The following is a 22,756-nucleotide window of genomic DNA, read 5'->3' on the forward strand; positions in this document are numbered from 1 at the left end:
AATTCGGCAATGAGCCGGGGCAATGTCTCTTTGTCTGATTGCCGCCAAAATCAATGCGGAGTTTGAGATGTCATCTAGCGGTCGAAGGCCTGAAGGAGGAGTGACATGACATTCAAAAACTCGTCCCGTCTTTCGTGAGGCAATTCGTTCACGTTTGAAACGTGGTAGTCGAGCGTGAGGATCATGTCCCACATCTCGGTCAGGTTGGCCGCGTCGACTGCCGTCTTGAGCTTGACCGATGACATTGTGGCCGGGGTGACGTGCTCGGGTACATACGCCCCCAAAGACTTGTGAAATGTATGATGCATATGTCCCGCTCTTGTTTTGATTGTTATGTCTTTTCAAGCCTTGCCGGCAGGCGCTCAGTTTTTGTGTGATCGTGTCCCATCACGATCGACGCCATTGCTCCGGCTTCCCGCTAAAGTAGCTATTAACACAATATGCATGCAGGTGTCATCTCAACAGCTCGTCATTGTCAGGAAAGAGTGGAAAGAAAACAAGACCCGGTTTGTGGACACAAGAAAGGCTCTCGGAGCGTTGAACCGCAAGATCGGTGTTGACTTCCGGGCAAAAGGTGGGAAAAAGCTTTTTCAGCAGATGAGACTCTGACGAACCGATTTGAGGCATTGTCATATGGTTGCGCGCATCTATCGTCCGGCAAAAACCGCTATGCAGTCCGGCAAGGCGAAAACCCATCGATGGGTTCTGGACTACGAGCCGGAAGTTGCAAAGTCTGTCGAGCCGCTGATGGGCTATACCTCATCTTCGGATATGAAACAGCAGGTCCGGCTGTACTTCGATACGCAGGAAGAAGCCGTCGCTTATGCCAGACGCCACGGCATCGCGCACCGGGTCGAAAAAGCACAGGAGCGAAAGGTTCGCGGCGCTGCTTATGCAGACAATTTCAAGTTCAACCGGGTCGCGCCCTGGACGCATTGACTTAACCGAACTGCCCGGAACGTGACGCTGTTGGCAATCAGATCCGGAATGCCTGTTGAAACCTCGAAACACGGATCGACAGAGACGCAAAAAGTATTCTAAGGCATGTCGCAACGTTTTTAGGGCTGCCGCACAATCAGGCCCCGTAGCTCAGCTGGATAGAGCACTCGCCTTCTAAGCGAATGGTCACAGGTTCGAATCCTGTCGGGGTCGCCATTTTTCAAAAAAATCATAATATGTAATTACAAACAATGACTTGGAAATTTGGGGCGTGGCGGAATTCAGCCCAGTCGGTGTTTATGTTTCAGTGGAATTTTACAACCCGGAAAGGGTTCGCACGATTCGCGCAGCTGACGACGAAACGTGCTTTCCGAAGAATTGAGAAGAAAGTTGTTTCGGTTGGGGGCGAGCTACTTAAAATGAATACGCCCGCATGCGGATCCGTAGCGGGCATCTGCGCTGCCGCAGCGCACTAACGGTTCGTCCGTAGTGCGGATCATTGCACAGAGCGCAGCGAAATTAGCCTAAAGTGACAGCTTTCGGCAATGCAGCTATTGTCCATTCCGACACCGCCTTGAAGTGTCTTGTGTTTGCCCTGTTAATCTGAAGTTGACGGCTGCTCTGGAAACAGTACGAGAGCTTGAGATGTCTAGAAAAGTTGAATACTCGACACCAACGAATACGATGCGGCCTATAGGTCCATACAGCCACATCGCAAAAGTCGGCGAATTCATAACAATTGGTGCGACGGCAGGTGTGGACCCAACAACAGGAAAATTGATTGGGCCAGATATTGCGTCACAAACGCTACAGATATTGGATGCGTTTGAGGTCATGTTAGCTTCTGTCGGATCAGATCTTTCTCATGTCATCCATGTCAATGTCTACATGAAGGACATGAAAGATTTCGACGAGATGAATGCTGCATATGAGAGCAAAATGGGCGCGCGGAAACCAGCACGTACGGCGGTCGCTGTTATAGACGTACCAAAAGAGAATGCACTGCTTACAATGAACTTGACGGCAGTTGTAGCAGGATAAATCTGCGTTCGAAGCGGACCTTCGAAGCCCGATCCGAATTGGCAGCAATGTCCGAGTTTCCTTCCTACCCGGTCGATTGATTAGCCTCGGAAAATTTGCTGGACGCTGTCATCTGCTCTCAAATGTTGCAATAGGCGCTATATGTATCGCTCGAGCGTGAAGTATCTTTTTTGTGTGCGGCAGGCATCAAAAATTCTATCGGTATTTCAATGATGACTTTCAGTGATCGTTCAGGGGGGCGGGGCGCCATTTGATTGGTTTTCAGCCTGAAGACCAAGGTTACAGATTGTGCCGGAGACACCTGGTTCAATTCCGCCTCGAATGGATCGTCGACCAATCGCATCGGGGCGTGATAATTTTTGTGAACTCAAGAGCAACGGATGCCCGAAACGGATCCTGATTTGATCACTCGGTGGATTCGCGTTCACTCAGAATGCGATCGACCAATCCCCACTCCATCGCTTCTTGCGGCGTCATGAAACGGTCCCTGTCCATCGCGAATTCGAACTCCTCGTATGTTCGATGGCAGTGTTCGGCGTAAAGACGGGTCATGTGCTGCTTGGTACGCAGGATTTCCTCGGCATGGATCGCCATGTCCGACGCCTGGCCCTGGAAGCCCCCAGACGGCTGGTGGATGAGAATACTGGCATTGGGCAGTATCGCACGCTCGCCCGGCTCGCCAGCCATAAGGAGGAACGATCCCATCGACCTGGCCGTCCCCATGCACAGTGTATGAACCGGTGCCTTGATGTAGCGCATGGTGTCATACATCGCAAAGCCGCTGGTGACCACGCCTCCGGGCGAATTGATGTAGAGCTGGATGGGGCGCGTTGAACTGTCCGCCTCAAGAAACAGCAATTGTGCGCACACAAGCGCCGAAACCGTGTCATTCACCTCACCGTTCAGGAATATGATCCGCTCTCGAAGAAGGCGGGAATAGATATCGAAAGAGCGCTCCCCGCGGTTGGATTGTTCCACGACCATCGGGACGAGTTGCATCGCTTCGCGCATGGGCGAACTCCTGTGTTTTGAAGATGTGGACTTCGGAACGAAAGTCAGGCGGCTTGCATCAAGACAGGTTCGTTGCTGTTCGCAGCCCCTGGCATTGGCGAAACAAGACGACTATCGATGAGGCGATGCGTAACCCTGAGGACTGTCCCGCCGTTCCCTTGGGGCGTGAGCTGAAATGTCACGACGCTTTCCAGATGGGGCGGATCGCTGTCCCTCATTCGGAAGCAGATTTGCTCACCCGTCACTTCAGCAATGGGTTCTACCGCCGCAAGGTCGCTCCCGGGCAACCATCTCTCTCTGTATTCCTGGATGGTAAGTGCCCGCCATATCTTCTCCGGTGGCGCTTCAAGTTCGTATTCCAGAACCATGCCCACGGTTTCTTCATCATCGATGACAGGTGTTGAAGCCCTGGCGTCAGTCTGTCTTTTGCTCATTGATCCATGTCCTTCAGCAGGTCTTTCAAGGCGTCGATACGCGCTGGCCAGTAGGCGCGATACTTCGCCAGCCAGTTCGCAATCATTGCCAGCCCGTCGGGATCGACCTCGTAATTCACGAACCGGCCGCTCCGTTCCTGCCGCACAAGCTTTGCGTTGCACAGGATGGCAAGATGCTGTGACATTGCGGGCTGACTGATCTCCACTCCGTCGCGCAATGAACTTGCGTTCATGCTGCCGGAGGCGAGTTTTTCGAAGATCATGCGCCGTGTCGGATCTGCCAGGGCCTTGAATATGTCGTTTTCCATCATGCCAATACATAAGCATACACTTATGTGATTCGCAATGCCTTTGAATTTTGAACTTTGCCGGCTGAAAACGTGACGCTGTGGGCGTTGGGAGTTGGGAGTTGGGAGTAGGCAGAAACCATCTTCGGAGAAAACCGGAAAAAGGAACACCAGCACTCGTCTGCTGGCAACCAATCATTGCGTTGGACCTGATCATCCACGTAACGCTTCAAACCTCTGAATTCACGCGCTTTCTCACTGTCTCGATCGATTTGTTGACCAGGCCCGGTAGGCGCACTAGCCTTTTTGCAATGGTCCTTCATAAGGAAGGCAAACCCGTGGATGGGCACCAATGTATTTCTCTTGTCTCAGAGCATCACTGGCATTGACCATCATGGCATCGCTGACTTTGTCAGCCGGTTCGGCGTCGTTGGCGCAAACTGCCTTTGAGGCAAAACCACCCGTCGCACCGGAAGAGGGAGGCCCGAGACGATGGGTTGTTGTCGGGGCGGATGTGCAATTGCAGTCCAAACCGTCAAGCGCTGCCGAGGTGATTAGGCTCCTTGAGAAAGGAGAAGTTCTTTCCAACGATGGATGTCAGGAGGCGGGCCACCAGATCTGGTGCAATGTGCGTTCATTCCGCGGAGGTCGCGGAGGTTTCGTCGGATTTCAGAACCTTCAGCCGGCGAGGGGGCCAGACGGTATCGTGCCAATGGGCGTTGATGACAGCAGGCGCCGCGCAGGAAAGCGCGATTTTGACGCGAAAAGCAAGATTGCGTGCGCTCAAGAGCGTGGTCAGGCATTGGGATCTTGCGAGGCCGCGACAGCACAGAGCGACGGCGGCGACGCGGCGGTGGTCGTGACGTTTCCAAACGGCTTCCAGAGAAAACTCTACTTCATTCACGGAGAATTCGTGCGGGCCAGTGCGACCATGTCGGGCGTGGGTACCGATTTTGCCTGGAACCTGACAGACGATCTTTATTCCATCCGCGTCGACGATCAGCGTTTCGAGCTGCCAATTCGGCTGGTTTTCGAGGACTGATGGGGTCCACAGATCGGTTGCGCCACTACAAGGTGGCGCAACCGGGGTCTCTGGTCAGGGCGTCAGTTTGTGGATCATGCCCTCGTCAATCGCCGCATAAAGGCTTCCATCCGGCCCAACCACGAGTGAGCGGAACCGGCCAGCTTCCATTGGCAACGTCATTTCCGTCACGTCAATGACTTCGGTGCCGTCGTCCGTAAGCTGGAGGACGTCGATACGTTGACCCAGTGGTGTGCCGCCGAAGCCGATCCCCATGAGACCGACCACCATGGCGCCATCCCAGTCACCCCATGCGTCACCTTCAAGAAAGGCTGCAGAAGATGTGCCTTGCGACCAGCCATTGTTGTTCCAGATGGGCGGCATGGCGCTCGGATAGGTCTCGAAATCGGTCATGGGCATCCAGGATGCACGCGCGAACCTGTTTTCACCAACCATTTGATTTGGGCTGTAGCCGCAGTAATTGTCCGGACAATCGCCACGTCCGGCCATGTTCGGCCTTGGATCCCAGCCAGCGTTGCCGCCATTCCTGAGAACGGTGATCTCGTCCGAGTGCCATGGTCCGTGTTCAGCGGCAATCGGCGTGCCTGTTCCCGGATGGAATGCAATACCCTGGACGTTTCTGTGCCCATAGGTGTAGGTCCGCTTGTCGAAACCGACCGGCGGCGTATTTTCGGGTGCAGCGGTTCCGTCCGTATCGATCCGCAGCACTTTGCTGCCCATCATTGTCGGGCTCTGCGGTACCTGACCGTTGTGCGTGTCGCCGGTCGTCAGATAAAGGTAACCGTCACCCGGGTTGAAACGCACCCTCCCGCCATTATGAGCTCCCGGGCCACCGAACGGATGGTCTGAGGCTTTCATCTTGTACGGGACGTCGTCAACAATATCGGTCCGCCCTGACACATTGGAGAAATCGTCACTGACCTCCAGGCGCATCAACCTGTTGGTGTGGGGTGTAGACATGTTGGACGTCGAGTAAACGTAAATTCGCCGGTTGTTGGCGAAATTCGGATCTATTGCGACACCCATCATTCCGGCTTGACCTTCACAGAAAAGGTCGTCGGCCGTAGAAGCAAATCCTTCGGATCCACCCATGCCGAGAAGTGCTTTGGTCTCACCTGAAGGCATCAGGACGGACAGCCCCTTGCACTTTTCGGTATAAAACATTGTTCCATCGTCCAGGAACGCCATGTCCCAGGGGTTTTCGAGATCTTCCAGCACAAGAGTATGTTTGAGGCTGGTGGTATTTTGTGCAAATACCGGCGCAGAGAAGACTGTAGCGCCCAACAGGAGCGTCACAAGACTGGTAGCATTTCCAATTTTCATTGAAACCTCCCTTTTTGTATGTCGTGCGTGCGGTTGGTCGAATGTTCCGTCCTGCACACTTTCGACGCGAAAGAGGTTAGGCCTTTAAGGCGATCGGATCAAATAAATTAACCTAACGTAAGTATTGGCCGAATTGGCTGCAATTCGCCGTTTTTGACAAGGTCACTCGAAGGTGGTGACGATAAACGTTACGATATTGGATATGTCTTCGTCGGAGAGTTTTTTGGCGCGCGGTGCCATCAATGGCGTGTTCGGGCCGAATTTCTCGCCGGCACGGTATCTCTCAAGCCGATCGACAAGGTATTCGGCAGGGTGTCCGACGAGTTTGGGGTAACTGGCAAGCCCCTTTGCCGTCGGTCCGTGGCATGCTCTGCAGTTCTTTTTGTAAAGCGATTTGCCTACTTCAACATCTTGAGCTGCCGCCTGAGACGTTCCGAGTAAGATCGTCAACCAGATCACGATGATTGAACCAGTTTTCATGTCGTGTCTCTCCCAAATCACAACGAGATGCGGTAGTCTGAACGAAGGCAAAAATATCAAGAATTCCCAAAGCGGCTGAGACATCAAGTCCACAATGTTCGCAGCAGAGTGACCAGCCTGTAGTGAAATTGGAAGACGATGATGCTTCGAAAACACTATTTTGCAGACACAACCTTGTCTGCAACCACAGGTGCTCCATGTGTTTTCGGAATGGCTTCCTTGAAAACCTGAATGAGTTCCATGTCCTGTTCTTCGATGTCGCTGGTGGGGGTCAGGGCGAGGTCGGAATAATTGCGCCGGTCCTCGTCGGCCAGCACCCGCTTCATGGCCGGGCGGAACTTCAGAAACAGTCGTGCCCACGATATGGCAACAGAAACAGCTTCGATTGCCCGTTTGGGATAAAACACGAGTGGGTTTTCCAGTTTCATCCCGTGGCGACGTTGAGTTCGGTGTTTGCGCCTAACAATTCCACATTCAAGGGGGTGGACCTTTTCGATCAAGATTGCCCCAAGGAAATGGATCATCGAAGAATAAAGCGCCTTGGTTCGGGCACCGCGCGCCGCATCGCGCCGAAGAACCGTCTCGACATGCTCTGGAGTGTAAAACTGTTTCCAGCTGTCTAAGTAGACCTTGTCCCATTCCTGGTCTGTCATCAGTGGATGATGGGTGACGCGGTGGTTGAGGTCGTATTTGTTGAAGTCCGGATCCATCCAGACACCCCTGGACGCGAGGATCTTGTGGTCTTCCGAGCCTGGAAGGGGTGTCAGAAAGAAAAACTCGATCAGATCAAGTGGCATTTCCTTCTTGATGATTTCGATATTGCGGCGGATTTTCTCCGGTGTGTCATCCGGGAAGCCGAGAATGTATCCGGCATAGGTGATAACACCTGCGTCCTTCCAGGCCTGAAGCATCTTGCGATATTCCCAGATCTTGTTCTGGCGCTTCTTGGCGGCGGAAAGGGCATCGGGATCGATGTTTTCCAGGCCAATGAACACTCTCGCACATCCGGCACGTGCGGCCTTTTCGATGAAGCCGGGCAGACGGTAACACAGGGTATCGACCTGTAGTGTCAGCTTGAATTTCAGGCCCTGGTCTTCGCGTAGCCAGATCAGCCGATCGAGAATGACCTCCCAGTTCCTGTTTCTTGCAAAATCGTCGTCAGTGATGAAGAACCTGCGGATATTCTGCTTGGCATTGGCACGAATGATGGTCTCGATATCATCAGGTGTGCGGAACCGTGATTTCCGTCCCTGGACATTGATGATCGTGCAGAAGGAACATTGAAACGGGCATCCACGCCCGGCGTCGAAACTTGTATAGGCACCTGCCATCTTGCGCACCGCATCGGCAGGCAGGATCGGATGCACAGCACCTTCAAGATGAGGCAGGTCCTTCATGAAGTTGTAGAGTGGCTTCAACTCTCCGGACCATGCATCCTGAAGAAGCGCATCCATTCGCCCCTCGGCTTCGCCGGCATAGATGGTAAGGCCCATTTCCTGGGCGGCGATTATTTCCGGTGTCAGTTCGGGCAGCATTGCGATGCTGCCAGCGGCGTGAAAGCCACCGGCTGCAATCGGAATACCTGCAGCAATGAATTCCCTGGCGATATCGACCGCCCTGGGGAACTGGTTGGTTTGAACGCCTACCAGCCCGACAAGGCACCCGTCCGCTTGCTTCAAGGACTTGATCAGGCTCCCGATTTCGACCTTTGTGTTCGTTTCGTCGATGACATCTATTTCAATTGAAACATCATCGCCGAGCGTTTTTCTTTCGCTGCAGTCCTTGATGAGACCATAGATCGACGCGAGTGAATTTGAAGGGATCGGTGCCCGCAACCACTGGATGACGTATCCTTCGTCATCATAATGTGAAGGTTTGATCAAAAGGACTGAAAAGCGCTTGGACATGGAATTCCAGGCTCCGGTCGAAGGTTTGTTCATCGCGAAGGCGAGAGCACCCCGAGACGATCATTCTCGCGGAACCACGAAGTTACCGCAAGGGAATTATCAGTGCAGCCGATGTACGCGTGCACCGGTACCACCGACTTGGCAAGAAACAGCGAACCAAGGCGAGGACCAATCTGCCTACTGCTTCCATCCGGTATGCTGATCTTCACTTGCAGATTTTGGAGCTACGTTCCGAACGCGACTTGTCGCTACCTATCAACGAAACAATGACCTGTGTGCCAGAAGCCACCGTCTGGCCAACCGGTCATCGCTCGCTCGATTTCACATCCCGGCACGACGATTGTTGCACTTGAAAAATTGCGCGCAATGTAAAGATCTCATTGAAATTAGAGGAGGTTCTCAATATTGATTTCATATAACTTGTGCATTGCAGTATATTTAGTAGTAATTTTTATGCACATATTATCAACAGCTACGTAAGTCTCTGTTGAAAGATTCGAATTCAACTAGACTTCAAGCAAGTAAACAAGCAACATAAGCCTACTGCTGGTTCGGAACTGATGGCGGGGTGGCAACCGCATAACAGCCCGAAAAGCCAGTAGCCCATGCCAGGGTTTGTGAGCAGTCCGTCACACGGAATGAGCAAACGAATTTTTGGATGCCACATGGGATGCGCCGGACGCATTCACGTGAAGCGAAGGGCGTCCCGGTAGTCCGGTGAACGGCGGGTTATCCGTATGATCGGCGCGGGTGTGAGGTCGAGAGATCTTATGGTCGTGGATCGGAAGTCTCTTCGGAAACTTCAGGTCAGTGTAAAAGCGGAGAGTTTTGATGTGTGGTGAGTGATCAGCACAATTCGTCAAAAGCAATCTTCCTTTAACGCAGGGGGGCGCTGGTTACGGCCAGCGTCCTTTTTCTTTTTTAGGCCTCCAACAACCTTCTTCGATACAAAACTCGCACGGATGCGAATGCGCAGGTGCTGCGAAACGGCAACGCTGTGACAAGACCGGCCTGCAGACTGGAACCCTGAAAAACGGATCCGGTCCCGAATTGGGTTGTCTATCGGGCCAGGGCTCCGTCGAACATCGGAGCGGTGAAAGGGGGGGAGGAAGAAAATCGGGAAGCTTCTGTTGATAAGTTCAACAAGCCGCACCGGCCCATGAATCATGGACCGGTGTTGGTGTTCAGGTTTTGATGCGGCCGTCAGTTGGAATCTGACTTCCTTGACTCTGCAGTCGACTGGCCAACCATCAGCGGTGTGATTTTGGTCTTGAGAATCATATCGAGTTCTTCAGAACCATCCTCCAGCGACTGAAGTGCCATATCAAGGCAATAGGAGCAGAAGGTGCGCCCATCCTTATCAGCTTCCTTCTTGGTGTAACGGATCATCCGTTTGATCGCTTCAACCGCCGGTTCCAGCTCTTTAGCAGGGCGATCTGATTTACTGACTGTCTTTGACATTCTACTACCCACCAGTATTCGATTTACCGTTCGCAGCGATGCTGCCGTAACCATCCGCAAGAAGCATGATGTTGCAGCGTGATATTAGCGTGATAAACTGCTGTTGCAAATCAGGTTGTGAGGCATTCGCATTAGAGTGTGCAAACTTCTGATAGCGTGCGGTTCAAATACGGGGAATTAATGGCAGTCGCCTCCTGTTTTGCATGTCTTGGGCGCCCGTTGCTCCTGAGCAGAAATGAAGACCCTGTTGCGGTCAAAACCCGTAAAGCTCTGGCCATCATGGGCTATTTGAGCCGCGTGAACTCCATGAGCTCACCTCGGGAAATGCTTTCCGACCTGTTGTGGAGCAAGGCCGAACGGACAAAGGCGATGCAGTCGCTCAGGCAGGCTTTGCGTCAGTTGAAGACCGCGGAAGACGAAGCCGGTTTTGATGTTGTTCGCACGTCAACAGGGCACGTAAGGCTGGACCCTGAGACCTTTTCCTCCGATTTGATGACGGTTCTGACGTTACTGGAAAGGGGGCGGGCCGATGATTTTCGCGAGGCAGAAGGCCTGTGGCGCGGCGATTTTCTGGCTGGATTTGAGGATATAGATCCCGAATTTTCCGATTGGCTCCAGGTCGAACGGGAACGGGTGCGGTCCGATGTGGTGACGGCCGCCTTCAAGCATCTTGATCAAATCTCGACAGTTGACGGTGGATTGCAGGTTGAAGCCGGCGGCCGGTTCCTGCTCAAGATCGACCCGGCGCTCGAGTCGGCACATCGCGTCCTGATTCGCCTTTATATGAAACTCGGCCAACGAGAACGGGCGGAGCAACAGTTCAAGGCCTGTGAACGGGAGATGCGTCTTCATCTGGATGCGGAACCGGACGAAGAAACTCACGACATTCTTGTCGACAAGGAAACTGAATCTGCGGTCTTCAGGCGACCTGCCGAAATCGGACCGACTGTCGTTTCGCTTGCGAATTCCCGAAATTCGATCCAATTGCCGGAAATTTCAATCCTGTCCTCGTCTGTTGCTAAATCAGGTTTGAACGACGCAATTTACATGCGCGAAGAAATTGTCTCGGGACTTTCATCTTTCAGATCCTACAATCTTTATCAGTCGGAGTATTTTGGTGAAGAAAATGCACCAATGCCGACCTTGATCGAAGGACACGAGCTTGGAAGCTATCTGCTTCGGTTCAGACACGACGAACGATCAGGTAAGGTTGTCGTTCAATTTGAAGATCGAGAAAATGGCCAGATTATCTTCAACGAAATCGTCGATATCTCGATGTGGGATGGTATCGTTCCAGCTGCTGGCCATATTGTTAATCGGATACATACGCATTCGATAAGCAAGCTACAAAACCCGTCAAATACTGCCACATTTGCGCGCTGGTGTCAGGCAGAAGCCCTGTTGTGGGATTTCACGCCTTCGTCAGACGATAAAGCGATGCAAATTCTGAACGACCTGGAGCGCACAAACAGCGCTTTTTCCATGACGTATGCCGGCAAGGCCTCCATTGCCATGAAGCAGGAGTTGCATTTTCCACTTTACGATAAAAAAATTGCTTCAAATGTTTCGACCGGTCCGTTGGCTTTGGCAGAAAGGGCGATAATGCTCGACCCGTGGCAAGCGTTTAATCTGCGCGCATACGGTTGGGCGACAATCATTTCAGATATGCCCGACGAAGCGAGACGCGCATTTCGGAATGCTAGTCGTTTGAGTTCCGCGGATCCCACAAACCTTATGTCTGTCGCCGAAGGGCTGGCTTACTCTGGTGACGTTGAAGAGGCGCGTTTGATCGCTGATCGCGCGTTCTCACTTTGCACATTCGTTCCGAGAGCGTTTTACGAATATTTGGCGAACATATATTTTGCTGCCGACGATTATGAAAATTCAATCCGCCAAATAGAACGCTGCTCAGGCGTTGGCATCAGTGGTTTGACGACAAGAGTAGCCTCACTTATTTGCATCAACAGAGAAGAGGAAGCACTCCAAATTCTACAGCGGTACTCAGAGCATCGAGCACAACTACTCAAGAGCTCACCTGTTGGAACAGAAGATCTGACGCTTTGGCGCAAAAGAATCAACTTCTTTCAGGACGAAACCACGCGAAGAAATTTTGATCGCGGCGCAGCATTCGTTCAACGTTTCCTTTATGAGGGGACTGGTTCAGTTTGACGCAAAAATGTTTGACAGACCGCTTAGGTATGTGGTGTCGGCTTGGTGCAGTTTTTCAGCGTTTAGCCTATATGGTATGGCCACGGCTTTAGGGTTGTTTCTTTTTTCTACAACCTCAAATCTGATGAGCTGGGTTGACTGTTCAGGCAATCCGATATCGGTCAGGTACGATAATGGATCCTTCTTGAGACGGGCCAGCAAATCGCTATCGACGGCAGCCTGGGCAATCAGTCTTCCAAGTGCTCCAACGTTTTTTTCGTAGTACGGAAATCGAGCCATGTGAAAAGATCCTGGAATTGAGCCCGAATAGCATTGTATTCGGGCCAGTTTTTAGGGGTCTTGGTCTTACTCAGGAAGGTCGTGGTAAACACAGTTGCCAAGTGCAGCGCGTCCCAGTTCTTCGAAATAGGTTTCATCTTCAGCTGCGACGCGGGCCACATCGACCTCGGCCGGCACGATCAGATGCACCAGGTCGACCGTATCGGCATAGAGCGTCACGTCGGATTTGACGCCAACACCTGCCAACACCTCGGTCGGGTTCTCGATGAGATTGTTACGTGCGTCTGGATCCTGAATGATCGCGCCAAGTTTTGCGCCAAGTTCCAGTTCTTTTTCGGAAGTTGTTCTTACGTGCATGGTGAGCCTCTTGAAGTTAGAGTTGAGTTTTGACTTGGCTGGTGGGTGGATGGTCACTTTGCCAAATCGAAAAGGGTAAAACTTTAGTAAAATGTTATAAGAGAGTATGTTTTACTGTTGTTTGACCGCTTTCGAGAAGAATATTTGTCGATAAAATGCATCATCTCAATAGTAGGGGGCGCAAATTACAATAGACACAATTGTAGGGAGAGCTTTTGTATTCTAAGGATACTTGTGGCGATGTAATATTGATGACCTGAGAAATGAGGAGATGTGAAAATCGACGCCGAAGTTTCAAAAATTCCGGATCAGGTTTTTTCGGATCTCGTCAGGATTGGCCTGGCGCGGTCTGACAGCAGCGAGGCGACCGGTGTGGGGCATATGTTGCACGGCGATCTAGCGCTGTTTTTGCCCTTGCTGACGGATTTTGATGTCAGATTGGTCCCGATGATGCGTGCGAATTGCCCGGTCAAATTCTGTACCGGCATATTGAAACTGCCGGTCAGTCGCGTGCCGGGTGACAAAAATATGCGGACACCGATTCCGGCAGGCGGACAAGCAGATACATTAGTTAATGCATCTTTTGGTTGTATCGGCGAACTGACTGAGCGATTGAGTCTTTGTTCGATGGGTGAAAGTGATTCGAGGATCGGCGAGGAGCTGAAAGAACTACCACAGGTAGAATTGCCAAGTGTTCTTGGTCTAAGTGAAACTCAAAGCAGAAATGCAGTTCGTCAATTGGTCTCCCGGGGTCTCGAGTTGGATGCAGATGCTCCGGACTGGGGAGGGATTTCAGACGGTCGATTGTGCTTGACGCAATTGGGCTTGGGAGCGCGCGCACAGGTGCCAGGCATTTGTATTTTGTTTGGTGAATTGGAAATCTCGACAGGCCTGGATCATGGGTTTGCCTCGTCGGTGGGGTGTGCTGTCTGGCGTAACCTCGAAGGCGCCAGGCAGCGTGCCTTGCTTGAGCTGGTCGAGCGGGACGCGGTGGCGCAGGCGTGGTACAACCGCTTGGGGATAACTAAGTTGGACCGTGACCAGGTCAAATCGTTTTTGGCTGAATCCTTGAGCGACTTTCTCGACACTGAATCCAGGTCCTGGGGACTTTACGTTGTCGACACCGAGCTACACGTACATGTCGTGATGGCGATTTCGTACGACTCAGGCGGGCGGAGGGCCGCTTTTGGCTCCGCTGCCGGTTGGGACATGTCATCAGCCTGCACAGCCGCGGTCGAGGAACTCCTTCAATCTGAAAATGCTCTCACCCTGATGGAAAGGGCTTATCCGGATCGGGCAAATACCGTCACACGATCGCATGACGTGCCAAGACATCTCGTCTATGCGAGACAAAATTCCATCACGGATGATTTGCTGACCTGCGCAGAAGCCGCCACAGACGCGTCGTCCTGTGAGGTCAGTTATTCTTACGATGATCTGCTGCAGAGTTGCCTTGATCGGAACATCGAGATCTGGGAGTTCGATGCGACACGTCCCGATCTGAAAGTTCCTTGTGTCAAGCTGATCTCCAAGGACCTTTGCAGCTGGGAGCCGCGTTTTGGCAAGGAAAGGCTCTATCAGGGCGTCGTTGATCGTGGATTTCGAAAAGAACCCGGCACGGAATCCGAATTTGCACAACGCCCGTTTCCCTTTTGAAATAAACCTGAAATCACGTTTGACAGGAAAAGATCGTCGCGATAGTAAAACATGACACTGACACTCAACTTTTTTGAGAGCGGTGTTCGGATGACGACTGGGTCATCCGATCTCTGGAAGAAACTGGGCGGGGTCAACCCGCCCCTTTTTATTGGAGAACTGGGCGTCCGTCGGCCTTGGGCCTGGCGAGCGTCAAGACCCAGAAATTACGCCATTTGCCTGTATTCCGGTTGGTTCTGGCAATTCCGACGCGTGTGACATAGGGATTGAGCAGGTTTTTGTTGTGTCCTTCCGAGCCTTGCCAACCCCGGAAGGCAGCATTCAGGTCCGCATACCCGGCTCCCAGGTTTTCAGCACCCGCATAATTGGCATAGCTGGCTTTGCTGAGACGCTGAGAAAGTCCGAATGCGCTGTGGGCCCACGTATCCATGCTGTCGCGTTCGGCTATGTGACGTGCCATTTTTTGCGAGACATCGTCAAGCGTGGTGTCGTGTTTCAAAGCAGGCAGGCCGTTTTGCTTTCGATAGGAATTGATCAGCGAAAGCATCTGGTTCTTGTCGACGTTTTGGTTCGTCAGGACAGTTTTGTCTTCCAGTTCGCCGCTACCTGGCAACGCGCCGCAAGACGCCAATGCCAGGAAGGCAAGGAGAACAAGACTGTATCTGAACGGATACAGGACTGCGGCCTTTGCGTGCATCAATTCTCGTCTCCTGGCCAGGTGACGCCCTGGTCGGCAAAGAAATGGTAAGGCCCCGGAAAATTCTCGACATAGGCCATATGGGTAACAATGCCGGTTTTCTCGGAGTGATAATGGAGAAAATAGGCAGCAGGTTCGAAATTGAACATTGCGGGACTGTTTTCCCGTAGATCGAGGGCGACCTGGTGACCGGTGCTGGGGGCAAGTGTCATGATCTTGCCCGCGAAACTGGTCACGATCGGCCGGTGGACGTGTCCGCAGAGAATTCTCTGGACATGTGTGTGGGGACTCAGAACTTCCTCAAGTGCGGCTGCGTCGTTCAGACCCATATTGTCCATATGCTCAATGCCTGTAAGTGCTGGCGGATGGTGAAGGGCAATTATTGTCGGTGCATCGCACTTACGAAGGGCTGTTTCGAGCCAGCTCAGCTGTTCGTTTCCAAGGGATCCCTGAGGATGGCCGGAAAGATGTGAATCGAGCGCAATCAGCTGAATGCCTTCAATCATCGCGGAATAGAAAATCTTGCCGTCCCTGTTTTCACCTATGCCGGGATAGTCGGCCATTTCACGACGCATGCCTTCACTGCTGTCATGATTGCCCGGCAGGAGAAATACCGGCACTTCAAAACGAGAAAGAAGTTCCCTGGCAACGGCATATTCTCTTGGATCGCTGCGGTCGGTCAGATCGCCCGTAACGACGATTGCGTCCGCTTGTGGCGTCAGTGAAAGGAGAGAGCGGACAGCACGCTCTGCCATCATGTTGGTATCTGATACCCGATAGCAGGCCAAGCCTTTGGGGCGCAGATGCAAATCGGTTATCTGGGCGATCAGGGTCATTTGCAATCCAGGAATCTGTGAGCGTTTTTCTGAGTATCGGACGATAGCTCAGCGTTTGATAAGGGCAAGCACTTGTTTCCCTTTTTGGAAAGCTCATGTAGGAGAGTGCTTTTTAGAGGTAGGTTGCAGGCTGCTACTGCGCAGCACCAGACTTTGGAAACGGCATCTTATGGCAGAAAAAAGCGACGCTCCAAGGCTGCGGGTGTCAGAACCGGCAGAAGACCAAGGCGCCGGGAAATCGAAGACAACTACCGGGATTCGCGACGAAAATCGGGCGGAGCCGGAAATGGATGACGGTTCGTCGGACACAAAGTCCGCAATGATGCGCAAGCCGATCTGGCTGAAAATATTCGGCCATGACATTACCGCCCCTTTATTACTCCTGATTTTGTCGCTTCTGCTCTTTGTGCCGGGACAGTGGACAGTGCCGCCGCTTGACAGGGACGAACCTCGATATACGCAGGCGACGAAGCAAATGCTCGAAACCGGTGACTATATCGATATCCGGTTTCAGGAGCAGGCACGGCACAAGAAGCCCGTCGGAATTTACTGGTTGCAGGCTGCCGCGGTCAAGCTGACAGGTCATGATGCGGAAGCTCCGCTCTGGGTCTACAGGCTGCCATCACTCATCGGCGCCGTGTTCTGTGTCTTTGCAGCTTTCTGGATGGCGCGAGCCTTCATGGGACCGGCAGGGGCGGTGATCGTTGCCGGGTTTGTGGCCTTGTCGATCATCGTCGGTGTCGAGGCGCGACTGGCCAAGACTGATGCCGTTCTGTTTGCCACGGTCATCGTTGCGCAGGGCGCGCTTGCGCGCATCTGGCTGAAAGCAACCACAGAACGGGCTTGGGGGTTGAGTTTTCTGTTCTGGACGGCTCTGGCCGGCAGTGTGCTGATCAAGGGCCCGGTCGGCTTGATGGTTGTCGGTCTGACCGTGCTGGGACTGATGGTCCTGAAGAGGAGTTTTTCCTGGTTCAGGGCAGCGTCACCTTTGATCGGTTTCGTTTGGTTTCTTCTGCTTGTTTCGCCATGGTTCGTGGCAATCTGGATTGCGACCGACGGCACCTTCTTCACAGAAGCTATCGGACGAGACCTGCTCGGCAAAGTTGGGCAGGGCCAGGAAGGGCACGGTGCACCGCCCCTGACACATTTGGGGGCGATGTTTGGCGTCTTCTGGCCGCTTCCCGCGTTTTTCCTGATTGCTCTGCCGTTGATCTGGAAGGAACGGGCGAGCCCGCTTGTGACATTTGCAATCGCCTGGTTTGTTCCAAGCTGGATCGTATTCGAACTCGTCGCGACAAAATTGCCGCATTACACGATGCCGCTTTTGCCGGCGCTTGCGCTGCCTGTGGCAGCCGCTCTGCTTGAAGGAGCCGGTGAACACTCCAGAAAATGGGTTCGTGTCATCGCGGCCGTGCTGTTGGCGCTCCCACCGGTCGGATTGGCGGCAATCGCTTTCGCGGGACCGATCGTGCTCGGGATTTGGCCGTCGCCACCCGGTGCGGTAATTGTCGCACTTGGAGCCGTCTTCGGCATTGCCGCCGCCTCCAGGTTGTTCCGCGGTCCGGCACTTTATGCCTTTCCAGCAGTAACCCTGAGTGCCATCTGTGTTGCTGTCGGAATCTGGGGTTTCGTTGGTCCTGCACTGACACCGGTCTGGGTAAGCCCGAGACTGGTCGCGGCACTGGATGAAATTCCCGGATGTAGGGATGCGTCTTCGCGCCAGGTCGTCACCGCGGGCTTCCATGAGCCGAGTTTCATCTTTCTGGAGGGAACAGGCACACGCATCATATCACCCGCAGGGGCTGCTGAATTTCTGGCAAAGGCAGGGGCGGGTAGTCAGGCAACTTGCCGGGTTGCTGCCATAGAAAGCCGGGAAGAAGCAGCGTTTTTGGCGGAAGCCAAGGAGATTGATCTTGTGCCGGAGGTCAGAATAAGGGTAGACGGCCTCAACATTAACGGCGGCGATGAGGTCGACATCGCGCTTTACCAGAATGCGACCGCGACAAATGGTGCAGAAGACGGCAATGACGAGCAGCAGTAACAGCGTCCGGAAAGTGCTGGCGCGAATGCGCGGGAACATCCGCCGCGCGGGAATGCTGTTTTCAGGCCGCAAGGCACGAGCACTTAACAGCCTTGATCCGTTGCCACCTGGCCAACGACCACAGGACATACTCGCAATCCTGTTGTTGACTGTGGGGGTTGCGGTGGTCGTGTTCGATGTACCGACCTATCCCTGGCTCCGGTCCCTCCCGGGCGAATACCGGAACGGCTTCAGAGCCTTTACAGATTTTGGCAAGGCAGACTGGATACTGATTTCGACAGGACTGACCTGTCTGTTTCTTCTGGCCCTGGATGCAGGACGCTATGCCTTCCGCATTCGCATGGCGATAGGATCGGTTTTCACTTACGCTGCATTCATATTCTATTCGGTCGCTGCGACAGGTCTGCTTGCAATTGCTTTCAAGTGGTCCCTGGGCCGGGCCCGGCCGAAGCTTTATGAACATGTCGGCCCGGTTCGTTTCGACTTTCTTGCCTTTGATGGAACCTACACAAGCTTTCCATCCGGCCACTCCACCACGGTGGCTGCGCTCGCAACCGCACTCGCGTTTATCTTTCCCGCCTACCGTTGGCTGATTATCGTTGCAGCCTTCTGGCTCGCCTTCAGCCGCGTTATGGTTGGAGCCCATTATCCGAGCGATGTTATCGCTGGCACGCTTCTGGGCATGACTTTCACATTCTTCACGGTAAGAGCGATGGCGCGTCGGCGGATAGGCTTTCACCTGTCGTCTTCCGGAAAGATTGAACCCAATATGAATTCACGTTCTGCGAAGGCGTGTGTACGCGCGGTCTGGCAGACCCTTCGTGGCCAGCGTGGTATCGACAGGGTGCCGGTTGAAAGTCCGGACGCAGAGCGGACAGAACGGACAATTTCATGACACAGAGCTATCTTGAAGGCCTGGCGGCCAACAAGGGCACACTTGCCGTGACGGTTGTTGTGCCGGCAAAGGATGAGGCACAGAACCTTCCCATTCTCCTGGACGAGATCGAAGCCGCCCTGGCGGGACGCAAGTTCGAAGTCATCGTTATTGACGACGGATCTTCGGACGGAACGGACATCGTGTTGCAGGACTATGCCGCAACCCATGACTGGCTGAGGCCTGTGCGTCACGAATTGTCTTGTGGCCAGAGCTGTGCTGTGCGCACTGGCGTGCAGCATGCGCGCGGCGATATCGTTGCGACAATTGACGGTGACGGCGAGAATGATCCGGCCTATATCCCCCAGCTTCTGGACGCGCTTCAGGCTGCGGGAGCCTCAACCGCTCTTGCGGCCGGCCAGAGGCTTGGCCGCAAGGCAAGTCTAGCCAAACGTTATGCCTCAAGGTTCGCCAACAGGCTTCGCGGTGCGATCCTGAAGGACAAGACCAGAGACAGCGGCTGCGGTCTGAAAGCGCTGCGCCGCGAAGTGTTTCTGCAACTGCCTTACTTTGACAGCTGGCATCGTTTCCTGCCCGCGCTCGTGATCCGTGAAGGATTCGATGTCGTTCATATCGACGTTCAGGACCGGCAACGGCGCCATGGCACTTCAAAATACGGAATATTCGACCGGGCACTGGTCGGCGTGCTTGATCTGTTTGGCGTGTGGTGGTTGCGGCGGCGCCGTAAGAAAATTCCGACTGTCCGGCCGCTGACGTGACGGACAGCTGAAACAAGAAGAACGACGGGTCTTGTGCCCGATTGAACCGATTGGATCTGCCCAATGACTGCTCTTTACGACTGGCTGTATACTGTTTTTGTCGAGCAATTCGATTTTTGGATAATTCTGGGTTTTTTCGCTCAGGCCATGTTCATGATGCGCTTCGTCATTCAATGGGTCGCCTCTGAACGCGTCGGTCGATCAATTGTGCCGGTTGCCTTCTGGTTCTTTTCCATCGCAGGCGGGTCGCTGTTGCTGATCTACGCCATTCAGCGCCAGGATCCCGTGTTTATCGCAGGGCAGGGGCTTGGCCTTGTTATTTATTTTCGGAACCTGTGGCTGATCTTCAAGGAAAAGCGGCAGGACCCGACGATCTGACCCTGCCTGTTCGCGACCTCCACAAATTAGCCGAATGCCCTGGCTAGGGCCTGCTCGATGTCGTTGACCAGATCTTCCGGATCTTCGAGACCGATGTGAAGGCGAATCGAACAACGTGTTTCGTCATAGGACGTTGCGGTCCGCATGCCCTTGAGCCTTGCCGGGATAGCCAGGCTCTCGAAGCCGCCCCAAGAATATCCCAGGCCGAACAGGGTGAGGGCGTTGAGGAACACGCCGGCCTGTTCCTTTGTGGTTCCGGCCTTGAAATCAAATCCGCACAAACCTGAACTGCCGGTGAAGTCGCGTTGCCAGATTGCAAAGCCGGGATCTGATTCAAGCGCGGGATAACTTACTGCCTCGATTTGAGGCTGGTCTTTCAGCCAATCGAGAACAGCAAGCGTATTCCTCTGATGCCGCTCCAGCCTGACCGAGAGTGTGCGCAATCCCCGGAGGCCGAGATAGACGTCGTCCGGTGCAACGTGGCTGCCGATCGCACCGTGAATGTCATAGAGGCCTTTCCACGCTCTTTCGCTCGCAGCTACGGTACCGAGCATCGCGTCGGAGTGACCGACAATGTACTTGGTACCTGCCTGAATCGAAAGATCGACACCGAGGGCAAGTGGCTGGCAGAACAGGGGAGTGGCCCATGTATTGTCCATGAGAACGGTCGCGTCGATTTCATGCGCCGCAACTGCAATTGCCGGAACATCCTGCATTTCGAACGTAAGGGATCCCGGGGCCTCGGTGAAGACCGCGGATGTTTCTTCCCTGAACAGGGTCTTGATGTCTGCGCCGAGCTTCGGGTCGTAGTATTCGGCGGTTACTCCGAATTTCGGCAGGACTGTATCCGCGAAATGCCGCGTCGGCTGGTAAGCTGTGTCCGTGATCAGGATGTGGTCACCGGATTTCACGCAGGAGAGGAGCGCGAGAGCGACTGCGTTCAGGCCGGAATTGGCAAGTTTGACGCCGGCTGCCCCTTCCAGTTCCCGCAGGGCATCTTCAAGTGAATCCGTCGTCGGATTGCCGCGGCGGGCATAGGAATATTTCTGACCTCCGGGAACCATTGTCTCCACATCTGGATAAAGAACGGTCGACGCGTGAACAACCGGCGGATTGACAAACCCGTGAAACGAATTGGGGTCACGACCGGCATGCGCCAGCCTTGTGTCGGGTTTCAACGGGGACTTGCTGGCAGAATTGGACATGGAAGCTCTGTTTAAGGGGGTCGGTATCGGGAGTTTGAGTTTCGCCCGGATGGGAAAGGCTATTTTAGACAATTCGCAGGGCTCTCAACAAGGGTGGTTGAGGACGCTTCGCGCTTCAATTCAACGTGTAACTTACGATTAAGGTTAATGGGGTGCCAGAAATTCGAAGATCCGGTGAACATGTTTAAGGCATTGAATGAATTCGAACTGGGCATGTTCGCTATTTGTGCACTCGGCGGATGCAGATCGAGTGTTTCCCTGCGATTTTTGTCGAGATAATGACAGCAAGTACTTGACCCGAACAGCCAAATGTAATCGTATGGGCTCGTTGGGTGGAAAGGTAGAAATCTGGAGGAAGCCGTCAAAAAGGCACACGCTCGTTTACGAACGGGACGTTGAGGATTTCTTACAACGAAGCCCAGCATAAAAACAAAATGGGTAACAAATAAAGGCTGCATATCCATGTCCAATAAAATCCTTCCACTCGTACTCGGCGCTGCAATGGGCGTCGCCGCGACCACGGCTGCGAGTGCGACAACCTTGGAAGATGTCAAGGCAAAAGGTTTCATCCAGTGTGGGGTGAGCCAGGGTCTGCCGGGCTTCTCCAATCCAGATGCACAGGGGAACTGGACCGGTCTCGACGTTGATCTCTGCCGCGCAATGGCTGCTGCAGTGTTCGGTGATGCGTCGGCTGTAAAATTCACGCCGCTGTCTGCAAAAGAGCGTTTCACCGCACTGCAGTCAGGCGAAGTCGATGTCCTGTCCCGCAACACCACGTGGACCATGTCCCGTGACACTCAGCTGGGTCTGAACTTTGCCGGCGTCAACTACTATGACGGCCAGGGTTTCATGGTTCGCAAGGATCTCGGCGTCACCTCGGCGCTCGAGCTGTCCGGCGCTTCGGTCTGCACCAACACCGGTACAACCACCGAGCTGAACGTTGCTGACTATTTCCGCGCCAACAATATGCCGTATGAGATCGTCGCCTTCGAAAAGGCAGACGAAGTTGTTGCTGCATATGATGCCGGTCGTTGCGACGTGTACACAACGGATGCTTCCGGTCTGTACGCACAGCGTCTGAAGCTGACCAACCCGGGCGACCACATGGTTCTGTCGGAAATCATTTCCAAAGAGCCGCTTGGTCCGGTTGTGCGTCAGGGTGATGACGAATGGTTCAATATCGCCAAATGGACCCTCAACGCGATGATCAACGCTGAAGAACTTGGCGTCTCGTCGGCCAATGTTGACGACATGAAGTCTTCCGACAACCCGTCCGTAAAGCGCTTGCTTGGTGTTGAGGGCGCTTATGGTGAAGGCATCGGCCTGTCCAACGACTGGGCTTACAACGTCGTCAAGAACGTCGGTAACTACGAAGAATCCTTCAATGCCAATGTCGGTCCGGACACTCCGCTCGGCATCTCGCGCGGCGTGAATGCGCTGTGGAGCGATGGTGGATTCCTTTACGCTCCGCCGGTTCGCTAATCCTCGCCTGTTCTGAGGAAAACAGGGGTTCCGGCAGTAACCTGCCGGAACCCTCAAAATAACAAGGCCACGCACACA

The 22,756-nt window shown here is 53.6% G+C and carries 23 protein-coding genes and 1 tRNA gene; 11 read left to right on the forward strand and 13 right to left on the reverse strand.

Annotated features, from left to right (window positions below; all coding sequences use genetic code 11):
* Positions 1 to 74: 74 nt before the first annotated feature.
* Positions 75 to 308, reverse strand: coding sequence for a hypothetical protein (locus tag ACO6TI_RS19835; protein ID WP_055404486.1), 234 nt, complete (start codon positions 306 to 308; stop codon positions 75 to 77).
* 325 nt (positions 309 to 633) lie between these two features.
* On the opposite strand from ACO6TI_RS19835, the gene ACO6TI_RS19840 reads away from it, so the two are divergent.
* The 3 genes from ACO6TI_RS19840 (at position 634) to ACO6TI_RS19850 (ending at position 1,980) form a co-directional block, all read left to right on the forward strand.
* Entirely contained in the window at positions 634 to 939 is a 306-nt protein-coding gene (locus ACO6TI_RS19840) for an ETC complex I subunit (RefSeq protein WP_055121249.1), read from the forward strand.
* A 139-nt stretch (positions 940 to 1,078) separates the two neighbouring features.
* Positions 1,079 to 1,155: transfer RNA gene (locus ACO6TI_RS19845), tRNA-Arg, on the forward strand.
* Between the two features lie 429 nt (positions 1,156 to 1,584).
* A complete protein-coding gene (locus ACO6TI_RS19850) occupies positions 1,585 to 1,980 on the forward strand; it encodes a RidA family protein (RefSeq protein ID WP_055391473.1) in 396 nt (131 codons plus the stop codon).
* 405 nt (positions 1,981 to 2,385) lie between these two features.
* Here ACO6TI_RS19850 and ACO6TI_RS19855 read toward each other — a convergent pair whose 3' ends face one another.
* The 3 genes from ACO6TI_RS19855 to ACO6TI_RS19865 are packed head-to-tail and all read right to left on the reverse strand — an operon-like array spanning position 2,386 to position 3,736.
* Complete coding sequence (locus tag ACO6TI_RS19855) at positions 2,386 to 2,991, reverse strand: ATP-dependent Clp protease proteolytic subunit (RefSeq protein WP_196918597.1); 606 nt, start codon at positions 2,989 to 2,991, stop codon at positions 2,386 to 2,388.
* 44 nt (positions 2,992 to 3,035) lie between these two features.
* A complete protein-coding gene (locus ACO6TI_RS19860) occupies positions 3,036 to 3,425 on the reverse strand; it encodes an SRPBCC family protein (RefSeq protein WP_422383170.1) in 390 nt (129 codons plus the stop codon).
* Positions 3,422 to 3,736: an ArsR/SmtB family transcription factor gene (locus ACO6TI_RS19865; protein ID WP_055121252.1), complete on the reverse strand. Its 315-nt coding sequence runs from the start codon at positions 3,734 to 3,736 to the stop codon at positions 3,422 to 3,424. The genes ACO6TI_RS19860 and ACO6TI_RS19865 overlap by 4 nt, the downstream gene beginning before the upstream one ends.
* A gap of 328 nt (positions 3,737 to 4,064) precedes the next feature.
* Between ACO6TI_RS19865 and ACO6TI_RS19870 the strand changes: the two genes are divergently transcribed.
* A complete protein-coding gene (locus ACO6TI_RS19870) occupies positions 4,065 to 4,754 on the forward strand; it encodes a hypothetical protein (protein ID WP_144436202.1) in 690 nt (229 codons plus the stop codon).
* Between the two features lie 54 nt (positions 4,755 to 4,808).
* On the opposite strand, the gene ACO6TI_RS19875 is transcribed toward ACO6TI_RS19870, so the two are convergent.
* From ACO6TI_RS19875 to ACO6TI_RS19890, 4 genes are all read right to left on the reverse strand, one after another.
* Positions 4,809 to 6,077: a PQQ-dependent sugar dehydrogenase gene (locus ACO6TI_RS19875; protein ID WP_108875122.1), complete on the reverse strand. Its 1,269-nt coding sequence runs from the start codon at positions 6,075 to 6,077 to the stop codon at positions 4,809 to 4,811.
* Positions 6,078 to 6,239: 162 nt separating this feature from the next.
* Complete coding sequence (locus ACO6TI_RS19880) at positions 6,240 to 6,557, reverse strand: c-type cytochrome (RefSeq protein WP_055391475.1); 318 nt, start codon at positions 6,555 to 6,557, stop codon at positions 6,240 to 6,242.
* A gap of 155 nt (positions 6,558 to 6,712) precedes the next feature.
* Entirely contained in the window at positions 6,713 to 8,464 is a 1,752-nt protein-coding gene (locus tag ACO6TI_RS19885; RefSeq protein WP_209013641.1) for a radical SAM protein, read from the reverse strand.
* A 1,203-nt stretch (positions 8,465 to 9,667) separates the two neighbouring features.
* A complete protein-coding gene (locus tag ACO6TI_RS19890; RefSeq protein WP_055121256.1) occupies positions 9,668 to 9,925 on the reverse strand; it encodes a hypothetical protein in 258 nt (85 codons plus the stop codon).
* A gap of 138 nt (positions 9,926 to 10,063) precedes the next feature.
* Between ACO6TI_RS19890 and ACO6TI_RS19895 the strand changes: the two genes are divergently transcribed.
* A complete protein-coding gene (locus ACO6TI_RS19895) occupies positions 10,064 to 12,094 on the forward strand; it encodes a BTAD domain-containing putative transcriptional regulator (RefSeq protein ID WP_422383171.1) in 2,031 nt (676 codons plus the stop codon).
* Here the strand turns inward: ACO6TI_RS19895 and ACO6TI_RS19900 are convergent.
* Positions 12,086 to 12,373 carry a hypothetical protein gene (locus ACO6TI_RS19900; RefSeq protein ID WP_422383172.1) on the reverse strand — a complete coding sequence of 96 codons (288 nt, stop codon included), beginning with the start codon at positions 12,371 to 12,373 and terminating at the stop codon, positions 12,086 to 12,088. The genes ACO6TI_RS19895 and ACO6TI_RS19900 overlap by 9 nt on opposite strands.
* 66 nt (positions 12,374 to 12,439) lie before the next feature.
* Positions 12,440 to 12,730 carry a hypothetical protein gene (locus ACO6TI_RS19905; RefSeq protein WP_422383173.1) on the reverse strand — a complete coding sequence of 97 codons (291 nt, stop codon included), beginning with the start codon at positions 12,728 to 12,730 and terminating at the stop codon, positions 12,440 to 12,442.
* Positions 12,731 to 13,003: 273 nt separating this feature from the next.
* Between ACO6TI_RS19905 and ACO6TI_RS19910 the strand changes: the two genes are divergently transcribed.
* Positions 13,004 to 14,386, forward strand: coding sequence for a YcaO-like family protein (locus tag ACO6TI_RS19910; RefSeq protein WP_422383174.1), 1,383 nt, complete (start codon positions 13,004 to 13,006; stop codon positions 14,384 to 14,386).
* Positions 14,387 to 14,534: 148 nt separating this feature from the next.
* Here the strand turns inward: ACO6TI_RS19910 and ACO6TI_RS19915 are convergent, their stop codons facing one another.
* Both ACO6TI_RS19915 and ACO6TI_RS19920 read right to left on the reverse strand, forming a co-directional pair.
* Positions 14,535 to 15,083, reverse strand: coding sequence for a CAP domain-containing protein (locus ACO6TI_RS19915; RefSeq protein WP_422385320.1), 549 nt, complete (start codon positions 15,081 to 15,083; stop codon positions 14,535 to 14,537).
* On the reverse strand, positions 15,083 to 15,919 hold the full coding sequence (locus ACO6TI_RS19920; RefSeq protein WP_422383175.1) for a phosphodiesterase: 837 nt from the start codon (positions 15,917 to 15,919) through the stop codon (positions 15,083 to 15,085). Before ACO6TI_RS19920 ends, ACO6TI_RS19915 begins: the two co-directional genes overlap by 1 nt.
* Positions 15,920 to 16,205: 286 nt before the next feature.
* Here ACO6TI_RS19920 and ACO6TI_RS19925 point away from each other — a divergent pair, with 286 nt between their 5' ends.
* From ACO6TI_RS19925 to ACO6TI_RS19940, 4 genes are all read left to right on the forward strand, one after another.
* A complete protein-coding gene (locus ACO6TI_RS19925; RefSeq protein WP_422383176.1) occupies positions 16,206 to 17,960 on the forward strand; it encodes an ArnT family glycosyltransferase in 1,755 nt (584 codons plus the stop codon).
* Complete coding sequence (locus ACO6TI_RS19930) at positions 17,944 to 18,855, forward strand: phosphatase PAP2 family protein (protein WP_055121262.1); 912 nt, start codon at positions 17,944 to 17,946, stop codon at positions 18,853 to 18,855. Before ACO6TI_RS19925 ends, ACO6TI_RS19930 begins: the two co-directional genes overlap by 17 nt.
* A complete protein-coding gene (locus ACO6TI_RS19935) occupies positions 18,852 to 19,613 on the forward strand; it encodes a glycosyltransferase family 2 protein (RefSeq protein WP_055121263.1) in 762 nt (253 codons plus the stop codon). Before ACO6TI_RS19930 ends, ACO6TI_RS19935 begins: the two co-directional genes overlap by 4 nt.
* Before the next feature lie 63 nt (positions 19,614 to 19,676).
* Positions 19,677 to 19,991: a lipid-A-disaccharide synthase N-terminal domain-containing protein gene (locus ACO6TI_RS19940; RefSeq protein WP_029065703.1), complete on the forward strand. Its 315-nt coding sequence runs from the start codon at positions 19,677 to 19,679 to the stop codon at positions 19,989 to 19,991.
* 26 nt (positions 19,992 to 20,017) lie between these two features.
* On the opposite strand, the gene metC is transcribed toward ACO6TI_RS19940, so the two are convergent.
* The gene (metC, locus tag ACO6TI_RS19945; protein ID WP_422383177.1) at positions 20,018 to 21,196 is read right to left on the reverse strand and encodes a cystathionine beta-lyase; all 1,179 of its coding nucleotides are present in this window, start codon (positions 21,194 to 21,196) and stop codon (positions 20,018 to 20,020) included.
* Between the two features lie 462 nt (positions 21,197 to 21,658).
* Between metC and ACO6TI_RS19950 the strand changes: the two genes are divergently transcribed.
* Entirely contained in the window at positions 21,659 to 22,678 is a 1,020-nt protein-coding gene (locus ACO6TI_RS19950; RefSeq protein ID WP_209016733.1) for a transporter substrate-binding domain-containing protein, read from the forward strand.
* Positions 22,679 to 22,756 lie beyond the last annotated feature (78 nt).

The organism is Roseibium album (assembly GCF_965233825.1).
GTDB lineage: Bacteria > Pseudomonadota > Alphaproteobacteria > Rhizobiales > Stappiaceae > Roseibium > Roseibium album.